This is a genomic window from Bradyrhizobium sp. Arg816 (assembly GCF_029989365.1).
Taxonomy (GTDB): Bacteria; Pseudomonadota; Alphaproteobacteria; order Rhizobiales; family Xanthobacteraceae; genus Bradyrhizobium.
Genome location: NZ_JAPRAQ010000014.1, coordinates 154,110 through 173,011, shown reverse-complemented (window position 1 = coordinate 173,011; position 18,902 = coordinate 154,110). Strand labels below are relative to the sequence as shown.

The following is an 18,902-nucleotide window of genomic DNA, read 5'->3' as shown; positions in this document are numbered from 1 at the left end:
CGCTACGCTCGCCCCGGAATGACGAGTGCAGAGACCTCAGCCCTCACCTGCCAGCTCGAACGTCCCTTCCATCATCTGCACGCAATGGCCGCCGACATAGGCATCGAGAAGGGCGCCGCCCTCCTTTTCCACTGTCGTCCGCAGGATGCTCGGCCGGCCCATGTCAAACCCCTGGCCGATAGTGAGCTTCAGCTCGCCGTCGCGAAGCGGATCGAGCGTCGCAAGCAGCGCGGCGGCGGCGACCGTTGCGCTGCCGGTGGCGGGATCCTCGGCGAAACCGCTGGCGCCGCGCATGAACATCCGCGCCTGGAGGTCGCAAGGCGCCTGCGCCGCCGGGATATCGCGCGTGTAGAAATAGATCGAGAACGCGCCGTCGCGCGGCAGTGTCCGGCCGAACGCCGCAGCGTCGGGCGTCGCCCGCCGTAGCGCGTCGCGCGAATGCAATTCCGCGACAACGAACGGCGTGCCGACGCCGACGACCTCCGGCACATGACGATCGGTCCTGATGTCGTCCGCGGTCAATGACAGGCACGCGGCGACCTCGGCGGCGGACAGCTTTGCAAGACGCGCCAGCGGCTGCGGCGCAGTCAGCTCGGCGCCGACGACCTTGCCCTGCTCCCGCCAGATCTCGACCGGCACGATTCCGGCCTTCTCCTCGAACAACAATCGCGGCCAGGGCTCATTGCTGCGCCGGGCCAGCACGAAAGCGGTGCCGACATTGGGATGACCCGCGAAGGGAAGCTCCCTCACCGGCGTGAAGATGCGGACCTCTGCGTCGTGACCGGGATTGCGCGGCGGCAGCACGAAGGTCGTCTCGGAATAGTTGAACTCGGTCGCGATCGCCTGCATCTGCTGCGTCGTGAGCCCGCCGGCATCGAGCACCACGGCGAGCTGGTTGCCGCCGAAGGCGCGGTCGGTGAACACGTCGACGGTGATGTAGCGGCGCTGCATCGCTCATTTCCTCTTCACCCAAATCGCAGCCGCGCTCGGCTGCATCGCCGGCACTCTACAAGTGGCGGCATCGCCCGTCATGCCCCAAAATTGAGTGCAATCGGAGCAATCGCGGAAGACGATTCAGAAGCGGAAGAGTGAACGTGGCGATGCGAGCACTTGCGCACGCTCGGCTGGATCGGTGATCAGCGTGTCGAGAAACCGGCGGTTCCTCTCATAGCTCTGCGACGCCTCGAACTGCGTGTGCGGCCAGTCGCTACCCCACAGCAGACGATCAAGACCGTAAGCACTACACAGCAGCGGATAGGCTTCCTTCGCAAAGCTCTCGCCGGCCGCACCGTTGCGATACGGCGCCGAGATCTTCACCCAGACGTTCTTCGTCGCCCCTAACTTCAGCACCGACTGGAAGCCGGGATCGGCGACGCCGAGTTTCGGATCCGGCAACGCATAGTGATCGAGCACGACGGTGACACCATGATCGAGCAGCTGCGGCGCCAGCAGTGCGAGGTCGGACGCGTTGCGCTGGAGCTCGACTTGCCAGCCCATCGATTTCACGTTTCCGAGCAGCGCCTTCCATTCGCCGGCAGCGAGATCGGGCAAGGACTGGCCGACGAGATTGAGACGGATGCCGACGACGCCGGCGCGATCGAGCGCGCGCAGTTCGTCCGCGGTCACGGAAGGATCGACCACCGCGATCCCACGCAGGCGCCCGCCGGCCGTCTTCAGGCCCTCGACCAGATAGGAATTGTCGGTGCCGAGAAAGCTCGGCTGCACCAGCACGCCGTTGCTCATGCCATTGCGGTCGAGCTGCTCCAGATACAGCGCCAGCGGCGCATCATAATCGGGGGCATAGCGCCGGCCGGGCGCGAGCTTGAGGCCGCGGTGGAAGACATGGGCATGGGTATCGATCGTCGGCAAGCTCGTCTCACTCTTCGCTCGGCTCGCGGCGGCCGTGGCCGACACGAGGGATACAAGGCCTGTGCCGAATTGGCGGCGCGTCAGGCCGCGTTCGCGGGACATCATGGTGACTGCTCTCCATCCGGCGTCAGGCGCGCGTCGCGGCGGCTTGTTCAAAAACCTTGCCGCGGGTTTCGGGCAGCAGCACCACCGCGATCAGCACCAGCGAATAGGCGAAGGCCGCATCGATGCCGATCGCCGGTCCGAGCCCGATATGGTCGCTGAGATAGCCCACGAGGAAGGGGAACGCGGCGGAGACGATGCGGCCGAAATTGTAGCAGAAGCCGACACCGGTGCCGCGCACGCCGGCCGGATAGAGTTCGCTGAACAGCGCCGCCATGCTGGCGGGAATGCCGGCGGAGAAGAAGCCGAGCGGAAAGCCGAGCACCAGCATCTCGCCATTGGTCAGCGGCGCGAAGATGTAGATCAGCACGGTGACGATGCAGGCGCTGGCGAAGAAGGCGACATTGGCCCTGCGGCCGATACGGTCGCTGATGATGCCGCTCGCGACGCAGCCGCAGAAGAAGGCGACGATGATCACGGCAAGGTAGCCGCTGGAGCCCAGCACCGACAACTGCCGCACTTCGCGCAAGTAAGTCGGCAGGAAGGTGGTGAGCGCGGCGTAGCCGCCGTGGGCGCCGATGCCAAACAGGCCTCCGATCAGCGTCGAGCGCAGCACGTCGCGATGGAAGATGCCCGAGAGCGTGGCGAAGAACGGCGTCTTGTCGGCAGCGACCGCGCGCGGCGGCTCCTTTAGGCCGCGACGGATGAAGATGATGAGAAGCGCGGGCAACAGTCCCAGCGCAAACAGCAGCCGCCAGGCGATGTCGGCGGGTGCATAAGTGAAGACGAGGGCCGAGAGTAGCACGGCTGCGCCCCACCCCACGGCCCAGGCGCTCTGCACCGAGCCCAGCGCCTTACCGCGATGCTCGGGGCGGATGATCTCGGCCATCAGCACCGCGCCGCAAGCCCATTCGGCCCCGAAACCGAGGCCCTGGATCGCCTTGAGCGCCAGGAGCTGGGTGTAGGTTGTTGCGAACGCGCAGGCGAAGGTCGCGAGCGCAAAGGTCGCAACAGTAATCTGAAGCGCTTTGACGCGACCAAAACGGTCGCCGAGCGCGCCACCGATCCAGCCGCCGAACGCGCCGAAGAACAGCGTGACCGAGCCGAGCAGGCCCGCATCGGCCTTGCTGATGCCGAAGGCCGCGATCAGCGCGGGGATGGCGAGGCCGAACATCTGGACGTCGAGCGCATCCAGCGCCCAGCCGCCAAAGCTTGCCCAGAACGTGCGCCGCTCCAGCGGCGAGCTTTCGCTGTACCAGTTTGACATTTTTCCTACCCTGTACTCGTTATTGCTTGATGTCGTTGAAACGTCGCTCTCACCTGATCTCGGCGTGGTAGCGGAACCGGTCGGCCGGCCCCCGCGACCTGCGCCATTCGATCGGCCGCCGCTCCAGGTCGAGCGCGAGGCGCTCGATCACGATCAATGGTGCGTGCGCTTCGAGGCGCAGCAGGCGCGCCTGCATCTCGTTGGCGGTTTCGACCGTCAGGATTTCCTCGGCGGACACCACCACCTCCCCGCAGCGCTCCTCGTAGAGCGGATAAAGCAGGTCGCCGAATTCGGCGGTGTCGATCTCCAGGATCGGCGCGAAGCGCGATTGCTGGAGCCAGATTTCTTCGGCGAGCAGCGGCACATCGTCGATCAGGCGCAGACGCGACAGGCTGATCACGGGCTCGCCGACAGGGATGCGCAGCGCCGACGCAACGGCAGAATTCGCCGCAACGCTCCTGCGCCGGATGATGCGGCTCTTCGGCACGCGCCGCTCGCCGCTCTCGGACTGGAAGCGGAAAAAGCGGAACAGCGAGGAGTTGAAGCGCGCCCGGCGCACGAAGGTGCCGCGACCCTGCTGGCGCTCCAGCACGGCATCCGCAACGAGCTGATCGATCGCTTTGCGCACGGTGCCGATCGCAACGCCGTAATGCGCCGCGAGTTCGGCCTCCGACGGGATCGGCTCGCCCGGCCGCCATTCATTGCGGTTGATCCGCGCGGCGAGGTCGTCGCGCAGACGCTGGTAGCGTGGCAGGCGGTCGTCGTGCGGAGCTGCATTCATATAGTCATATAGATGACTATATGAAGTGGGAGTCAAGCACTACCACGGTACCGCAATTGCGAGAGCGGCGACGCGAGGTCGGGCCGGCGGATGTTGCCAACCCGACCCCGCCTTGCGCGTTAGTTCGCGGCCTTCGGCGTGCAGGGCGGCTGCTTGTAGGGCGCTGAAGCAAACGCGCCCTCTGCTGGCGCCCTCACACAATCCGCCGCCGCCTGAGGCGGAGCGCGCCGCGGGGCGACGTCGCGGGCGGCTGCGGCCTGGGTTTGATAGACGGCGGCGGCGATCAGGGCGGCCGAGACAAGGGTCAATCGGGTCATGGGTTCTCTCCGCGTGGCAATCGGAAGCCGAGAGTTTTCGGCGTCCTGACAACACGAGCGGAAATCGCCGTGAGATATTTCATCACGCGCCTTCAACGAAACGCGAGCACCTCACCCCAGTTGAAACACCGCTACCTTGTGCTCGTAGCCGCGAACCGCGACCTCGCCGAGCGCGACGGCGTCCTCACCGTCGTCGCCGAGCGCCTCGCGGACGGACTCGGAGATCAGGAGCTGCGAGCCGAGCTCCTTGTTGAGTGCCTCCAGCCGCGAGGCGAAGTTCACGGTGTCGCCGATCACCGTATACTCCTTGCGTCGGGGCGAGCCGATATTGCCGGCAACGACCTCGCCGAAATGGATGCCGATGCCGATCCGCAGCGGCCAGCTCGTTTGCGCGTTGATACGGTCCATCGCGGCCAGCATCTCGCGGCCCGCGGCAACCGCGCGGTGCGCGGCGTCGGAGGCCTCCAGCGGCGCGCCGAACAGGGCGAGGAAGCCATCGCCCAAAAACTTGTTCACGATGCCGCCCTGGCGATCGAGGATGTCGACCAGCACGGCGAACGCGCCGTCGAGCCGGTCAACCACCTCCTGCGGGGTGCGCAACCGCGCGCCGGCAGTGAAGCCGCGGAAATCGACGAACATCACCGCGACGCGGCGAAGGTCGCCGCCCGCGCTGGGTCCCGCCGCCATCAGCCGCTCCACCACCTGCGGCGAGACGTGCTGGCCGAACAGGTTGGTGACGCGATCACGCGCGGTGGCGGCCGCGATGCTCGCGGCAAATTGCCGCCGCAGCCGCGCGCCGACGGAGCCGGCGAGCACGCCGCAGATCAGGATGATGGTGCTGCGCACGGCGTGAAAGTAGATCAGCGGTTCGCCAGCGTCGCTGGTCGAATTGTAGTACAGCGCGACGGCCAGGAGTTCGGCTGCGGCCACAAATCCCGTGAAGGTGGACAGCCAGAAATCGAGCCGCAGCGTCGAAAGAATGATGAAGATGAAATAGGCCAGTGGCAGCACGAAACCGAGCGCCGGTCCAGCGCCCATGCTGCGAATCTGGAGGATCAGGATGATCGTCGGCAGCGACGTTTCGATGAGGGCGCCGATGTATCGCCTGATCACCGGCAGATCGCGATCGAGCTTGAGGTTTCGCCTGATCTGTCTGTGGACCCAGACCTCGAAGAGGATGAAGCCCGCCAAGAGGATGTATTCCCGAACCAGGCCCGCCGACCCGCGCCAGATCCGGTTCACGATGGCAGGGTCGATCAGGTAGGTTGCGGTGAGGAACAGGATCATGACGCAGCCCGTCGTGATCAGCGCCCTCACCCGCAACAGCTCGGTGCGCAGCACTTCCCGCATCAGCTCGCGCTCGAACTCCTCCGACATCACGGCATGCTGCCGGGTCTTCCTGCTGGCAAACCTGACCATTCGGCCCCTCGATTCCGGGGCATCTTGCCTCAATCCAGCGTGCGGCGGAAGCGCGTCACCGCGATGGTCATGGCGACCAGCATCAGGATCGCCAGCGCCAGCGCGTCGAAGCGCAAATTCTGCATGGTCGCGCCCTTCAGCATGATGGCGCGGACGATCCGCAAGTAGTGGGTCAGCGGCAGGCATTCACCGAGATATTGCGCCCAGACCGGCATGCCGGCGAACGGGAACATGAATCCGGAGAGCAGAATGCTCGGCAGGAAGAACATCATGGCCATCTGCATGGCCTGGAGCTGGTTCTGCACCACCGTCGAGATGGTGTAGCCGATCGACAGATTTGTCGCGATGAACAAGGTCGACAGCAGCGCGAGCAGGAACAGATTGCCGAGCAAGGGCACGCCGAACAAGCCGACACCGATGCCGATGATGAGGAAGGCCTGAAGGAAGCCAACCAGCACATAAGGAACGATCTTGCCGAACATCACCTCGACCGGCTTGATCGGCATCGACAGCAGGCTCTCCATGGTGCCCCGCTCGACCTCGCGGGTGACCGAGAGCGCGGTGAAGATCAGCATGGTCATGGTGAGGATGGTGCCGACGAGGCCCGGCACGATATTGAGGCTGGACGACGCGGCCGGATTGTAGCGCGCATGCGCGCGGATCTCGAACGGCATCTCGGGCGGATTGCCGATATAGAGATCGTGTGCAAGCGCGGTCTGCACGACCATGCCGAGCGAGCCGAGCGCAGCGCTGGCCGCAACGGGATCGGTGGCGTCGGCCGCAACCAGCAGCGCCGGCCTGTCGCCGCGCCGCACCGCCCGCTCGAAGCCGCGCGGAATCTCGACACCGAACAGCACCTTGCCCGACTTCAGGAGGTTGTCGAAATCGTCGACGTCGTGCACCTCGTAGATGAAGCGGAAATAGGCGGTGTTCTCCAGCGCCTTCAGCACCGAGCGGGCAAGATCCGAATCCTCCTGGAGCAGCACCGCGCTCGGCAGATTGTGCGGCGTGGTGTTGATGGCGTAGCCGAACAGCAGAAGCTGCATCACCGGCAGCATCACGATCATCGCGAACGAGACGCGGTCGCGCTTGAGCTGAATGAACTCCTTGACCAGCATCGCATAGGAGCGCTTCCAGAAGCCGAAGCGCTCGCGGATCTCGTGCGCGGGTGCGGGGTGATCGGCGGCGCTCATTGGAAATTATCCCTGGAACGGCTCATCAATTCGATGAACACGTCTTCGAGCGAGGGCGATGATTCGTGCCAGTGCAGGCCGCCCTTCTCGCGCCACGGCGCGATGCTGGCCTCGAGCGCGGCGACGTCGCGCCCGGAAACGTGCAGCGAGGTGCCGAACGGTGCCACCATGTCCACGCCGGGCTTGCCGGTGAGCGCGGCCGTGAGCCCGTTGAGTTCCTCGCCCGTCACGGTGTAGGTCGTCAGGGCGGACTTCGCGATCACTTCCTCCACCGTGCCGTGCGCCAGGAGATGGCCGTAGGCGATGTAGGCGATCTCGTGGCAGCGTTCGGCCTCGTCCATGTAGTGGGTCGAGACCAGGACGGTGAGGCCGTCGGCCGCGAGCGCATGGATCTCGTTCCAGAAATCGCGCCGCGCCTTGGGATCGACGCCGGCGGTCGGCTCGTCCAGCAGCAACAGTTTCGGACTGGGCAGCGTGCAGGCCCCGAGCGCGAGCCGCTGCTTCCAGCCGCCGGAGAGCTCGCCCGCGAGCTGCTCCTCGCGCCCCGACAGCCCGAGCCGCTTGATCATGTCGCGCGCGGCACCGCGTGCGTCAGCGAGGCCATAGAGCCGCGCGACGAATTCGAGGTTCTCGCGAACCGAGAGGTCCTGGTACAGGCTGAAGCGCTGGGTCATGTAGCCGACCTGGCGCTTGATCTTTTCGGCATCGCGCCGGATGTCGTAGCCGAGGCAGGTGCCCTCGCCGCTGTCGGGCGTGAGCAGGCCGCAGAGGATGCGGATGGTGGTGGTCTTGCCCGAGCCGTTCGGCCCGAGGAAGCCGTAGATCGAGCCGCGCTTCACCTGCATCGACAGATCGTGCACGACCTCGCGGCCGCCGAACGACTTGGTCAGGCCCTTGACGTCGATCGCGATGCCGTTGCCGCCGTTCATCGCTTGTCCGCCACCGGCGTTTTTGGATGGAGATAGACGTCGATCGGCTGTCCGACCCGCAGGGCATCGGGCCGCGAGGGCCGCGCCTGGATCAAATAGACCAGCTTGTTGCGCTCATCGAGGCTGTAGATGACGGGCGGAGTGTATTCGGCCGAGGTCGCGATGAAATAGATCTTTGCGGTGAGATCGGCCGCGCAATTGTCGCATGAGATGCGCACCGTGTCGCCGATCGCAAGCTTCGGCAGCTCGGTCTCGGGCACGAAGAAGCGCAGCTTCATGTTGCCGGGCGGCATGATCGAGAGCACCGGCCGCTGCGCCGCCACCATCTCGCCCTCGCGGAAATAGATCTGCTGGATAGTGCCGGCAACGGGCGCAAAGCCCCTGCGCCGCGCCATTCGCGTCTCCGACGTCGCAACCCTTGCTTCGGCAACACGCAAGGACGACACCGCGGAATCGAGATTGGCCTGCGTACCGGAGCCGGTTTTGTTCAGCGAGGCCGCGCGATCATAGGTCTGCTGCGCATTGGCCAGTGTCGCCTTGTTCTGATTGAGGTCGGCAAGCTGGAGATCGTCGTCGACGGAATAGAGGGCATCGCCGACCTTCACCTCGTCACCCTCGCGGACATTGAGCTTCGTCACCCGGCCCGCTTCGTCCGGGCTGACGAAGATCATGTCGGCCTCGACCCAACCCTGAAATCCGGGATCGCGCTTGTCCTTGCAACCGGCAAGGCCGGTTGCAAGGACGGCGGCCAATGCAAATGCAAAAAATGCTCGTGACGACCTCATGTCGTCCTCCGTTCGCCAAAAATCAGATCGAGATGGACGCGCAGCATGTCCTGGGCGTCGAGCGGCGCGTGCCGTGCAAACAGGCTCTGCCAGATCACCGCGATCATCGCGGGGGCGACCAGGATCTGCGGATAACGCGCGAGGTTCTTCTCGCGGATCTCGCCGCGGGCAATGCCGAGCTCGATCAGCGCGCGCATACCGGCGATCCCGCGCGAGACCACCTCTCGGTAGTAAAAATCGGCGACGGACGGAAAGCGCGGCCCTTCCGCCACGATCAATCGCACGAGATCGCCTCGCCTCGTGCCGATGACTTCCCTGAGGAAATTGCCGGCGAAGGCCTCGACGAGATCGCGCACCGAGCCCGTCGGCGGCGGCAGCGCATTCAGCTTCGCCACGACCGGCACGATCACAGTGCGCACCAGCTCCTCGAACATCGATTCCTTGTCCTTGAAGTGCAGGTAGATCGTGCCCTTGGCCACGCCTGCCCGCCTGGCGATGTCGTCGAGCCGCGTCGCGGCAAAGCCACGCGCGATGAACTCCTCCATCGCCGCTTCCACGATGGCCGACCGACGCTCGGCCGCACGCGTGGCACGGTTCGACGCGGGCGCGGCGTCGGCGGGCGCACGGCCCTTCGCATCGGCGCGAGCTGCGGTTGGCGTCGCTGCTTTGGTTGGCTCCTTTGTCATGCTCCATTTATGACTGACTGGTCAGTCATAGTCAAGATACCGATCCAGCCCTATACGAGCTAACAAATTAGCGTTGACTAATGCATTAGCGCCTGCTAATCGAATGCTCATGATCGAAGCCGCCCCAAATCCCGTCACCACCGTGATGCGCGCCCTCGCCGATCCGACGCGCCGTGCCGTGTTCGAGCGAGTGTTCGAGAGCAAGGAGATCAGCGTCGCCGAGCTCACCCGCGGCAGCGGCGTAACGCAGGGCGCGATCTCGCAGCACCTGAAGTCGCTGAAGCAGGCCGGCCTCGTCGCCGAGCGCGCCGAGGGCCGCAACGTCTATTACCGCGCCGCGCCGCAAGGACTCGAGCCGCTGGTCAGCTGGATGGACCATTACGGCGTGTTCTGGCGCGAGCGCTTCCAGAACCTGCGTGACCTCTTGAAGGAGATCGATCCGTGAGTGCAGCCGAGTTCAAAGCCGAGACAAAAGACGTCGTTCAAGACATTGTTTTGGAGGAGGTCTTCCCTCACGCGCCCGAGACGATCTGGAAGACGCTGACCAGCGCCCAGTTGATCGCGCGCTGGCTGATGCAGCCGACCGGCTTCGAAGCCATCGAGGGTAAGGCCTTCACGTTCCAGACCACGCCGGGCGGCAACTGGGACGGCGTCATCCATTGCCGGGTTCTCGAAGTGATACCGAACCGGCGCCTCGTCTATGCCTGGAAGGGCGGCGACGAACGCAACACCGGCTACGGCGCGCCGCTCGACACCGTCGTGACGTGGTCCCTCACCCCCATCGAAGCCGGCACGCGGATCCGCCTGGTGCATGCGGGCTTCGTCATGCCGATGAACGAGTCGGCCTACACGGTCATGAGCGGCGGCTGGAAGAAGGTCGTCCGCCAGCTCGACGAGATCAGTGGCGAGAAGTGAGTGGGAGATCTTTCGATGACCAAGCCTTTTACCGGCGGCTGCGCCTGCGGCGCGATCCGCTATTCGATTCTGGGTGAGCCGCTGTTCAGCAATCACTGCCAGTGCCGGGACTGCCAGCGCGAAAGCGGCAGCGGCCACGGCTCGTACATGACCTTCGCGCGCGAAGCTGTCACGCTGACCGGCGAGGCGAAGCATTGGGACATGGTCGGCGACAGCGGCAACGTGAAGACGCGCGGTTTCTGCACGCAGTGCGGCTTGCCGGTCTACATGACCTTCGCCGCAATGCCCGACATCTTCACCATCCGCGCCGCAAGCCTCGACGAGCCCGCCCGCTACAAGCCGCAGGTGGTCACCTATGCCGCACGCGGACATGATTGGGATCGTCTCGATCCCGACCTGCCGAAATTCGCGGGCATGCCGCCGGGATGAGGCGGCTGTATTTTGAATGCTCCGGTCCGCGCATCACTCGGTACCCGTTGCATCGTCAATGACAGCAGGAAGATTATCCCTTGGCGTCGCAGGCCCAGGCGCGGATCACGCATTCCTTGCCGCCGTATTTGTAGCACTCGCGCGTGGCGGCATTGAGCGAGGCCGATATCTTCGGCTTCACGGCATAGCCATAGGCGCCGCAAGGGTTGGACATATCGACCGACATCGCGGCGCAGGCGCGCTTCATCGTCACCGTCGTGCAATCGCCCTTGCACTGCTTCTGAGCGGCGGCACGGGCCTCGTGCTCGGCGCCGTAATCAAAAGCCTGGCCATAGGCCCCGCACTTGCCGACCGCAAACGCACCGGCAGCATGCGCATCCGTGATGTAGCGCGCGCCGGCGACACAAACCGACAGCGCAAAGAAAAACATCGCGCAACGGCGCGCGACGACGTTCGAAGCCATGGAAAAACCCCTCCCCCCAAGGCAGGTGGAGAGGACTCTACGCGCGGGACCGTTTCCACTTGGTGAACGAGTGGTTGAGAATCCTGATGGACGAATGAGCGGCGCAATACATCTTTTAGTTGCAATTTTCCAGCGCTTCATTTAAAGTAGTTGAAGCTCCAAGCAAAGAGCCGGAGGAAACAACCATGCGTCACATCAACGGAATGCTCTTGGCGATGATTGCGTCGGCGTCCCTGATCGGCCCCCTGCCCGCATATGCGCAATCGGTGAACTGGACCTGGACCAACCAGTATGGCTCGACCCTGGCCATCACCAGCTTCAACTCGAACACAGGTGCCATCACGGGGACCTATACCAACAACGCCGCTAACAGTTGCGACGAGGGCAAGCCGCAAGGTGTGGCGGGTTGGCTGGCCTACGGCAACACGGGCACTGCGATCAGTTTCTCGGTGAATTTCCTCGGCTGCGGATCGACCACCGTCTGGACCGGACAGCTCAATAACTCGTCTGGATTCCAGGGACTGTGGTATCTGTCCCTCGGCGAGGCCGTCGCATGGAACGGCATCAGCGCGGGCGCCGACACTTTTACGTTCTCGAGCGGCGACAAGGCCCTGCTGACGAAGAGCGGCGTCGATCTGAAGGCCGCCAGCGAGAAGCTGTCGAATACCAAGAAGTAGGCGAGCGACGAACGTAGTGCGTAGGGTGGAATAGCTCGCCGCTGCGCGAAGCGCAGTCCGCACGGCGTAATCCATCACCTTCGTCCGGCAAACGCGGAAACATGGTGGGTTACGCCCGGCGCCTGCGCTTCGCGCAGCCGCAAGGCTAACCCACCCTACGGCATCACGGCACAGTCATCCCCGTCGCGCCGCTTCCAGCGCCTGCGGCGTGTCGATGTCGAGGAAGGCGCTCTCGCCATCCACGGGGACTTCGGCCACCGCTTCGGTGTGCTTGGCGATCAGATGGCGCGCGCCGACGTCGCCGTCGAGCGTCATCAACTCCTTGAAGAAACGGCGCGACCACAGCACGGGATTGCCGCGGCGGCCCTCGCTGACGGGCACGACGATGAGGTTGCCACGGTCCGGCGCAAAGCCGTCGATGAGGCGATCGATCAGGCCGGCATCGATCAGCGGCATGTCGCCGAGACAAACCACGGCGCCGTCGCAGGCCTCAGGTACCGCCGCGATGCCGGCCTTGACCGAGCTCGCAATGCCGCCGACGAAATCCGGGTTGCGGACGAATTTCACCTTCAAGCCTTGCAGCGCCTGCTCGACCAGCTCGGTCTGATGGCCGGTGACGACGATCACCTCGGAGGCCCTGGAGGCCAGCGCCTGCTCGGTCGCGATCCGCACCAGCTTCTTGCCGTCGAGCTCAGCGAGCAGCTTGTTCGGTCCGCCCATCCGGGTCGAACGGCCCGCCGCGAGCACGATGGCCGCGACCCGGCTGTTGCCCTCGATCGCGGGTTCTGCGCGCGGCTGCGGCCGCGTGACGATCTCCATCAGGAGGCCGCCGACGCCCATGCCCATCAACTCGGAACGCGTCACTTTGATGCCGGCGAGCAGCCGCATCAGCACCCAGTCGAAACCGTTCTCGACCGGCGAGCGTGCGCAGCCCGGCGCGCCCAGCACCGGCACCCCGCCGGCCCGCGCGATCAGCAGCAGATTGCCGGGATCGACCGGCATGCCGAAATGCTCGATCTCGCCGCCGATCCCGGTGACGGCCGCCGGAATCACGTCGCGGCGGTCGGCGATCGCGGACGCCCCGAACACGATGACGAGCTCGGCGCCGAGGCCGAGCAATTCCTTGATCGCGGCCGACAGCGCCCGTTCCTCATGTTGCACGCGCCGCTCGGCAATGATGCTGGCGCCGGCCGGCGCGAGCCGCTCGGCGGTGACGCGCAGCGTCTTGTCGATCACCTTCGACGAGAGGCCCGGCAGCAGCGTCGACACCACGCCGACGCGCTTGATGACGTAGGGCGCGATCTTCAGCGCGTCCCTGCCCGCCTCCTTCACCGCGGCATCGCGCAAATTGCCTTCGACGCCGAACGGGATGATCTTGACGGTGCCGACCATCTCGCCCTCGACCACCGGCTTGTAGGCGGAGAGCGTCGCAAAGGTGATGGCCTCGTCGATGTTGTTGATGCGGTCGACCGCGGCGCGGTCGATCACCAGCACGCCCGGGCTTGCGGCGAACAGATTGGCGCGGCCGGTGAAGGCGCGCTCGACATGAATGCCCTCGCCGCCGACCGCCAGCGCGATGCTGGCGGCGGCGACGTCCTCGGAGACGTCGCCCTCCTCCATGCGCACCACCACGACGTCCTTGATGCCGGCGCGCGTCAGCGCCTCGACCTCGGCCGGGCCGATCGTCGTACCTTTCTTCAGCACCAGCGGACCCTGGCGCAGGGTGTGGACGGTCACCCCGCCGATCGCATCCTTGGGGCTCGCCGGTCCGAACTTCATGCCGCTTCTTCTTTTTCTTTTGGTGGCAGGCGGAGCACCGCCGTGATCTCGGCCATGATCGACACCGCGATCTCGGACGGCGAGACCGCGCCGATCGCAAGCCCAATGGGCGCGTGGATGCGCGCGATGTCGCTGTCCTTCGCGCCCTGCGCGCGCAGCCGGTCGCCGCGCTTGGCATGCGTCTTCCGCGAGCCGAGCGCGCCGATATAGAAGCAGTTGCGCTCGAAGGCGTGCAGCAGCGCGGGATCGTCGATCTTCGGATCGTGCGTCACCGCGACGAAAGCCGTGTAGGCATCGACATTGAGCGGCGGCAGCGCCGTGTCGGGCCATTCGGCGACCAGGGGAATGTCAGGGAAGCGCTCCGCGCTCGCAAACGCCGTGCGGGGATCGACCACGGTGACGTCATAGCCGAGCGAGCGCGCCAACGGCGCCAAGGCCTGGCTGATATGGACCGCGCCGACGATGACGAGCTTTGCGGTCGGAGCATAGACGTTGAGGAACAGCTTTTTGCCGCCGGCTTCGACACTGGCGCTCTTGCCCATGCGAAGCTGCTTGTCCAGTTCGGCACGTAGCGGGTCTTTTGCAAAATCCGCAGCCTTCACCAGGCGCTGCTCGCCGCTCTCGGTGTCGGTCACCAGGATCACCGGCCGGCGCGCGGCGCGCTCGGCATTGAGTTCGTGCAGGATTGCGAGCTTCACGGCTAGCCGACCTTCTCGACGAAGACGCGGATGGTGCCGCCGCAGGACAGCCCGACATTCCAGGCCGTCTCATCGGCAACGCCGAACTCCAGCATCCTGGGCTTGCCACTCTGGATCACGTCCATGGCCTCGGTGACCACGGCGCCCTCGACGCAGCCGCCGGAGACCGACCCCAGAAACGTGCCCTCATCGTTGATGACGAGGCTCGAGCCCGCCGGGCGCGGCGCCGAGCCCCAGGTCTCGACAACGGTGGCCAGCGCGACGCCGCGGCCGGCCTTCTGCCAATCCTCCGCCGCCTTCAGAATATCCTCGTCGCGATCGAGCATGGCTTAACCTCTCAAGCTGCGGAACGGATCAGGCTGCGGTGATGCGGCGGCAGCGGCCGGGAGAGCGTCGTGATCAGCTCCTGGATCGAACTCAAATTATGTACCGGGCGGAATTCGTCAACGTGCGGAAGCATCATTTTGATGCCCTGCGCCTTGGCCTCGAAGCCGCCGAACCGCAGAAGCGGGTTGAGCCAGATCAGTCGCCGGCAGGACCGGTGCAGCCGGTCCATCTCGAAGGCGAGCCTGGAATCGGCCTCCCGCTCCAACCCGTCGGAGATCAGCAGCACGATGGCGCCCTGGCTCAGCACGCGCCGTGCCCACAATTTGTTGAAGTTGTGCAGCGAGGCCGAAATCCGGGTGCCGCCGGCCCAGTCCTCGACCGAGGCCGAGCAGCTCGCCAGCGCCTCATCCGGGTCGCGCTGGCGCAGCGCCCGGGTGACGTTGGTCAGCCGGGTGCCGAACAGGAACACCGAGACGCGCTTTCGCGCGTCCCCGATGGCATGCAGGAAATGCAGGAACAGGCGGGTGTACTCGCTCATCGAACCCGAGATATCGAGCAGGGCTACGATCGGCGCCGGCTTCTCGATGCGCCCGAGGCGATGGATGTCGATGATGTCACCGCCGGTACGCAAGGACGCACGCAGCGTACGGCGCAAATCGAGACGAAGCCCGCGAGCATCGGGCCGGTGCCGGCGCGTCAGAAGCTCGGCCTGCGGCAGCCGCATCCGCTCGACGGCGCGGAGCGCTTCGGTGATCTCAGCCGCGCTCATCTGCGCAAAATCCTTCTTCTGAAGGATCTCCTTGTCGGAGACCGACAGGCGCAAATCCTGCTCCTGGTGCTGCGGCGTCTCCGTCATCCGCGGCTGCGACATCGCCTCCTGCACGCGGCGGGAGCCGGCCTGCGGCTTCTTCTTGGCCTGCTCCGGCAACGGCACCGAATCCAGCATGTGCTTCCACTCTTCCGAGGCCCGGAAGAACAGGTTGAAGGCCTGCCTGAAGATCAGCGCATGCTCGTGGCGCTTGACGAAGATCGCCTCCAGTGTGGTGAAGACGTCGGCGCGGTTGCCGATGTCGATCACCTGGAGCGCGCTCATGGCATCGATGACGGCGCCCGGCCCGACCGGCATGCTGGCTGCACGCAACGCGCGGGCGAAGCCGACGATGTTGTCGGCGAACTGCTCGGTCTGGTCGGGCGCAAGGTGGTTGATAGTCATGGGTCCACACTCTCAGCCGTCATTCCGGGGCGCGACGAAGTCGCGAGCCCGGAATCCATTCATCCACTAACTCTGCGGCCCGATGGATTCCGGGCTCGCGCTGACGCGCGCCCCGGAATGACGGGAAAATCAATTCTCGCTCGTCGCTTCCTTCAGGACCTTCTGCAAGGTATCGCCCTGCATCCGGGTGATATCGTCCTGGTACTTGAGCAGCGCCCCCAGCGTGTCGCCGACCACTTGCGGGGTCAGCGAGCGGGCGTCGAGCTCCGACAGCGCGGTGGCCCAGTCGATGGTCTCGGCGACGCCAGGCGACTTGTAGAAATCCTGGTTGCGCAGCGCCTGGACGAAACGCACGACCTGCTGCGACAGCTTCGCCGAGATGCCGGGCACGCGCGTCTTGACGATCGCGAGCTCGCGCTCGGCTTCGGGATAGTCGACCCAGTGATAGAGACAGCGCCGCTTCAGCGCATCGTGGATCTCGCGGGTGCGGTTGGAGGTGATGATGACGATCGGCGGATGCGGCGCCTTCACGGTGCCGAACTCAGGGATGGTCACCTGGAAGTCGCTGAGGATTTCGAGCAGGTACGCCTCGAACGCCTCGTCGGCGCGGTCGAGCTCGTCGATCAGCAGCACTGGCGGTCCCGCAACGTCGGGCTCCAGCGCCTGGAGCAACGGCCGCTTGATCATGTAGCGGTCGGCGAAGATGTCGGACGAGAGTTGATCGCGGTCGGTGTCGCCGGCGGCTTCCGCCATTCGGATCGCGATCATCTGCGCGGCGCTGTTCCACTCGTAGACCGCGGACGACACGTCGAGGCCCTCGTAGCACTGCAGGCGGATCAGCTTCCGTCCCAGCGCCGCCGACAGCACCTTTGCGATCTCGGTCTTGCCGACGCCGGCTTCGCCCTCAAGGAACAGCGGCCGGCCCATGCGTAGCGACAGATAGGTCACCGTCGCCAGCGATCGCTCCGCGAGATAACCGCGCGAAGTCAAAAGTTCGAGCATCGCATCGACCGATGCCGGCATGGCCGTGAGAGTCATGAAAAAGCCAGTCTCGCTACGCCCTCACCGGGGACAAGTTTGGGCCGAGGCGTGAGGTTCACTCACTCCTTGGCGTTGGCGGCATCGAGGGCGCGTCGCGTCAGCACCCCGATGAGATGCGCACGGTATTCGGCGCTGCCGTGGATGTCGCTGTTGAGGCCTTCCGCCGGCACCTCGATGCCGTCGAGCGCCTTCGCGGCGAAGCGCTTCTTCAGGGCTTCCTCGAACGCGGTGACGCGGAACACGCCTTCGGAGCCGGCACCGGTGACGGCGACGCGCACGTCCGAAGGACGCCGCGCCACGAACACGCCGACCAGCGCATAGCGCGAAGCCTGATTGCGGAACTTGATGTAGGCCGCCTTCTTCGGCAGCGGGAACATCACCTTGGTGATGATCTCGTCGGCTTCGAGCGCCGTCGTGAACAGGCCCTGGAAATACTCTTCCGCCTTGAGACGGCGCTTGTTGGTGACGATGGTGGCGCCGAGCGCGAGCACCGCGGCCGGATAGTCCGCGGTCGGATCGTTGTTGGCGAGCGAGCCGCCGATCGTGCCCTTGTGGCGCACGGCCGGGTCGCCGATCTGGCTGGCAAGATTGGCCAGCGCCGGGATCGCCTCACCGACGATCGCGGAGCTCGCGACCTCGGCATGCCTGGCGGTGGCGCCGATCACGAGTGCGCGGCCCTTCATCTCGATCGTGTTGAGCCCCTCGATGTGGGAGAGGTCGACCAGATGCGGGGGGCTGGCGAGACGCTGCTTCATGACGGGAATCAGCGTATGGCCGCCGGCGATCACCTTGGCGTCTTCGTTCTTCACCAGGAGGTTGGCCGCCTGGCGAACGGTCCCAGGGCGATGGTATTTGAATTCGTACATCTGAATGTCCTGATCGCAGAATGCGCGCGCGGTTAGGCGAGATCGGATTTCGCCATCGCCTTGGCGCCGGCGGAGATCGAAGCGACGATGTTCTGGTAGCCGGTGCAACGGCAGAGATTGCCTTCCAGCTCCTCGCGGATGGTGTGGTCGTCGAGCTCGTGGCCCTTGCGATGGACGATGTCGATCGCCGTCATGATCATGCCGGGCGTGCAGAAGCCGCACTGCAGGCCATGGTGCTCGCGGAAGGCCTCCTGCATCGGATGCAGCGGCGCGCCGTCGGCGGCCAGTCCCTCGATCGTCTTGACCTCGTGGCCGTCGGCCATCACGGCCAGCGTGGTGCAGGCCTTCACGGCCTTGCCGTCGAGATGCACGACACAGGCGCCGCACTGCGAGGTGTCGCAGCCGACATGGGTGCCGGTCAGGCGCAGATTCTCGCGCAAGAACTGCACCAGCAGGGTGCGGGGATCGACGTTGGCCGTGACAGGATTGCCGTTCACGATGAGGGAGATTTTTGCCATAAGCACTCTCTATCAGCGCCCCGACGGGTCCCGTCGAAGCGGTTCTTATAATTATTCCAACCTATCATATGGGCCATTATGCCCGGGGGCAACATCGCCCCGGACGCAAGGCGCCATGCCGAAAGGCGATAGCCTTCAGTCCTGTACAGCTAGCCCTGTACCGCCTTGGCGAAGTTTGCGAAAAATTCGTCGGCCAGTTTCTTGGCGGTGCCGTTGATAAGGCGCTGGCCGAGCTGCGCCAACTTGCCGCCGATCTGCGCCTCGACCTCGTAGGCGAGCAGCGTACCGCCGTCCTTCTCCGCGAGCTTGACCACGGCGCCGCCCTTGGCGAAGCCGGCGACCCCGCCCTCGCCTTCGCCGGAGATCTTGTAGCCGTTCGGCGGGTCGAGATCGGAGAGCGTGACCTTGCCCTTGAAGCGCGCCGACACCGGCCCGACCTTCATTTTCGCCGTCGCGCGAAAGCCGCCGTCGTCGGTCTTCTCCAGCTCCTCGCAGCCGGGGATGCAGGCCTTCAGCACCTCGGGATTGTTGAGCTTCTCCCACACGGCCTCGCGCGGCGCCGCAAGCTGGACTTCGCCGTTCATCGTCATGGCCATGGGGTGCCTCCCGGATGCTTCACTATAATACT

The 18,902-nt window shown here is 65.2% G+C and carries 23 protein-coding genes; 4 read left to right on the top strand and 19 right to left on the bottom strand.

Annotated features, from left to right (window positions below):
- Positions 1-36: 36 nt before the first annotated feature.
- From OWC48_RS29705 to OWC48_RS29660, 10 genes are all read right to left on the bottom strand, one after another.
- Positions 37-951: a PhzF family phenazine biosynthesis protein gene (locus tag OWC48_RS29705; RefSeq protein ID WP_282523169.1), complete on the bottom strand. Its 915-nt coding sequence runs from the start codon at positions 949-951 to the stop codon at positions 37-39.
- 123 nt (positions 952-1,074) lie between these two features.
- Positions 1,075-1,974, bottom strand: coding sequence for an amidohydrolase (locus tag OWC48_RS29700; protein ID WP_282523168.1), 900 nt, complete (start codon positions 1,972-1,974; stop codon positions 1,075-1,077).
- A gap of 22 nt (positions 1,975-1,996) precedes the next feature.
- Positions 1,997-3,238 carry an MFS transporter gene (locus OWC48_RS29695; RefSeq protein WP_282523167.1) on the bottom strand — a complete coding sequence of 414 codons (1,242 nt, stop codon included), beginning with the start codon at positions 3,236-3,238 and terminating at the stop codon, positions 1,997-1,999.
- A 49-nt stretch (positions 3,239-3,287) separates the two neighbouring features.
- On the bottom strand, positions 3,288-4,019 hold the full coding sequence (locus OWC48_RS29690) for a GntR family transcriptional regulator (RefSeq protein ID WP_282523166.1): 732 nt from the start codon (positions 4,017-4,019) through the stop codon (positions 3,288-3,290).
- A 119-nt stretch (positions 4,020-4,138) separates the two neighbouring features.
- Positions 4,139-4,336: a hypothetical protein gene (locus OWC48_RS29685; RefSeq protein WP_282523165.1), complete on the bottom strand. Its 198-nt coding sequence runs from the start codon at positions 4,334-4,336 to the stop codon at positions 4,139-4,141.
- Positions 4,337-4,447: 111 nt separating this feature from the next.
- Positions 4,448-5,755, bottom strand: a complete 1,308-nt coding sequence (locus tag OWC48_RS29680) for an adenylate/guanylate cyclase domain-containing protein (protein WP_282523164.1) — start codon at positions 5,753-5,755, stop codon at positions 4,448-4,450.
- Positions 5,756-5,784: 29 nt separating this feature from the next.
- Positions 5,785-6,948, bottom strand: a complete 1,164-nt coding sequence (locus tag OWC48_RS29675; RefSeq protein WP_208087581.1) for an ABC transporter permease — start codon at positions 6,946-6,948, stop codon at positions 5,785-5,787.
- A complete protein-coding gene (locus OWC48_RS29670) occupies positions 6,945-7,877 on the bottom strand; it encodes an ABC transporter ATP-binding protein (RefSeq protein ID WP_282523163.1) in 933 nt (310 codons plus the stop codon). Before OWC48_RS29670 ends, OWC48_RS29675 begins: the two co-directional genes overlap by 4 nt.
- Entirely contained in the window at positions 7,874-8,662 is a 789-nt protein-coding gene (locus OWC48_RS29665; RefSeq protein WP_282523162.1) for an HlyD family secretion protein, read from the bottom strand. Before OWC48_RS29665 ends, OWC48_RS29670 begins: the two co-directional genes overlap by 4 nt.
- On the bottom strand, positions 8,659-9,348 hold the full coding sequence (locus OWC48_RS29660; RefSeq protein ID WP_282523161.1) for a TetR/AcrR family transcriptional regulator: 690 nt from the start codon (positions 9,346-9,348) through the stop codon (positions 8,659-8,661). The genes OWC48_RS29665 and OWC48_RS29660 overlap by 4 nt, the downstream gene beginning before the upstream one ends.
- A 109-nt stretch (positions 9,349-9,457) precedes the next feature.
- On the opposite strand from OWC48_RS29660, the gene OWC48_RS29655 reads away from it, so the two are divergent.
- Genes OWC48_RS29655 through OWC48_RS29645 form a run of 3 tightly spaced genes read left to right on the top strand, consistent with a single transcriptional unit; the run spans position 9,458 to position 10,692 of the window.
- The gene (locus tag OWC48_RS29655; protein WP_007611986.1) at positions 9,458-9,793 is read left to right on the top strand and encodes a helix-turn-helix transcriptional regulator; all 336 of its coding nucleotides are present in this window, start codon (positions 9,458-9,460) and stop codon (positions 9,791-9,793) included.
- Positions 9,790-10,263 (top strand): SRPBCC domain-containing protein, encoded by a 474-nt coding sequence (locus OWC48_RS29650; protein ID WP_282523160.1) that lies wholly within the window; start codon positions 9,790-9,792, stop codon positions 10,261-10,263. The genes OWC48_RS29655 and OWC48_RS29650 overlap by 4 nt, the downstream gene beginning before the upstream one ends.
- 15 nt (positions 10,264-10,278) lie before the next feature.
- Complete coding sequence (locus tag OWC48_RS29645; protein WP_282523159.1) at positions 10,279-10,692, top strand: GFA family protein; 414 nt, start codon at positions 10,279-10,281, stop codon at positions 10,690-10,692.
- A 73-nt stretch (positions 10,693-10,765) separates the two neighbouring features.
- Here the strand turns inward: OWC48_RS29645 and OWC48_RS29640 are convergent, their stop codons facing one another.
- Positions 10,766-11,155 (bottom strand): DUF4189 domain-containing protein, encoded by a 390-nt coding sequence (locus tag OWC48_RS29640; RefSeq protein WP_282523158.1) that lies wholly within the window; start codon positions 11,153-11,155, stop codon positions 10,766-10,768.
- Between the two features lie 185 nt (positions 11,156-11,340).
- Between OWC48_RS29640 and OWC48_RS29635 the strand changes: the two genes are divergently transcribed.
- Positions 11,341-11,832: an avidin/streptavidin family protein gene (locus OWC48_RS29635; RefSeq protein ID WP_282523157.1), complete on the top strand. Its 492-nt coding sequence runs from the start codon at positions 11,341-11,343 to the stop codon at positions 11,830-11,832.
- 174 nt (positions 11,833-12,006) lie between these two features.
- On the opposite strand, the gene OWC48_RS29630 is transcribed toward OWC48_RS29635, so the two are convergent.
- The 8 genes from OWC48_RS29630 to OWC48_RS29595 all read right to left on the bottom strand — a co-directional run bounded on the left by OWC48_RS29630 (position 12,007) and on the right by OWC48_RS29595 (position 18,870).
- The gene (locus OWC48_RS29630) at positions 12,007-13,611 is read right to left on the bottom strand and encodes a molybdopterin-binding/glycosyltransferase family 2 protein (protein WP_282523156.1); all 1,605 of its coding nucleotides are present in this window, start codon (positions 13,609-13,611) and stop codon (positions 12,007-12,009) included.
- The gene (locus OWC48_RS29625; RefSeq protein ID WP_282523155.1) at positions 13,608-14,309 is read right to left on the bottom strand and encodes an XdhC family protein; all 702 of its coding nucleotides are present in this window, start codon (positions 14,307-14,309) and stop codon (positions 13,608-13,610) included. Before OWC48_RS29625 ends, OWC48_RS29630 begins: the two co-directional genes overlap by 4 nt.
- Before the next feature lie 2 nt (positions 14,310-14,311).
- Positions 14,312-14,635 carry an XdhC family protein gene (locus OWC48_RS29620; RefSeq protein ID WP_007602422.1) on the bottom strand — a complete coding sequence of 108 codons (324 nt, stop codon included), beginning with the start codon at positions 14,633-14,635 and terminating at the stop codon, positions 14,312-14,314.
- Positions 14,636-14,646: 11 nt separating this feature from the next.
- The gene (locus OWC48_RS29615) at positions 14,647-15,849 is read right to left on the bottom strand and encodes a VWA domain-containing protein (protein WP_282523154.1); all 1,203 of its coding nucleotides are present in this window, start codon (positions 15,847-15,849) and stop codon (positions 14,647-14,649) included.
- 129 nt (positions 15,850-15,978) lie between these two features.
- The gene (locus OWC48_RS29610; RefSeq protein WP_028158471.1) at positions 15,979-16,887 is read right to left on the bottom strand and encodes a MoxR family ATPase; all 909 of its coding nucleotides are present in this window, start codon (positions 16,885-16,887) and stop codon (positions 15,979-15,981) included.
- A gap of 62 nt (positions 16,888-16,949) precedes the next feature.
- Positions 16,950-17,756, bottom strand: coding sequence for a xanthine dehydrogenase family protein subunit M (locus OWC48_RS29605; protein ID WP_014494195.1), 807 nt, complete (start codon positions 17,754-17,756; stop codon positions 16,950-16,952).
- A 32-nt stretch (positions 17,757-17,788) separates the two neighbouring features.
- The gene (locus tag OWC48_RS29600; protein WP_282523153.1) at positions 17,789-18,274 is read right to left on the bottom strand and encodes a (2Fe-2S)-binding protein; all 486 of its coding nucleotides are present in this window, start codon (positions 18,272-18,274) and stop codon (positions 17,789-17,791) included.
- A 149-nt stretch (positions 18,275-18,423) separates the two neighbouring features.
- Positions 18,424-18,870 (bottom strand): CoxG family protein, encoded by a 447-nt coding sequence (locus OWC48_RS29595; protein ID WP_282523152.1) that lies wholly within the window; start codon positions 18,868-18,870, stop codon positions 18,424-18,426.
- Between the last annotated feature and the right edge of the window lie 32 nt (positions 18,871-18,902).